This window comes from Vibrio sp. 811, from assembly GCF_033339195.1.
Genome location: NZ_JAWOUB010000845.1, coordinates 1 through 540 on the forward strand (window position 1 = coordinate 1; position 540 = coordinate 540).

A 540-nucleotide genomic window follows, 5' to 3' on the forward strand; every position below is an offset into this window, starting at 1 on the left:
TGTTGCCAATCTTGTTTCAATGAGGCCCATTGAGGTTGTGCGAGCAGTTTTTCGCGTTTCACCAACACATAGAAAGAGCCGCACAAAGCGCCTAGCCAACTAAAGGCACTCGCTATAGCAGCGCCCTGAATGCCAAGTTCTGGGAAGGGGCCGTAACCGAAAATCAGTAGTGGATCGAGCATGCCGTTGATCAGACCGGCCAACATCATGATCTTAGCGGGTGTCTTAGTGTCGCCAGTGGCACGGATCGCACTGTTGCCCGCCATTGGGATCACCAACAGCGGAATGGTGAGATACCACACCTGCATGTATTGTTCGATGAGTGGAATCAGATCGTCGGCCGCGCCAAGGAAACGAAACAGTGGCGCAATGGTAGCAAAGCCAATAGAAGAAGCGATAGCGACGAGCAACACCGCCAACAGCAAACCGTGAGTCGTAAATCGCGCCGCTTGTGGAGCATGACCTTGACCAAGCAAGCGGCCAATGTTGGTCGATAGCCCCATCCCGATCCCCATCGTGATGCAGTTAACCGCAAAGGTA

General features: G+C 53.3%; 1 protein-coding gene. It reads right to left on the bottom strand.

The window, feature by feature from the left end:
- The coding region (locus tag R7Q46_RS29720; protein ID WP_318078661.1) for an MATE family efflux transporter at positions 1-540 on the bottom strand (540 nt) is incomplete at both ends.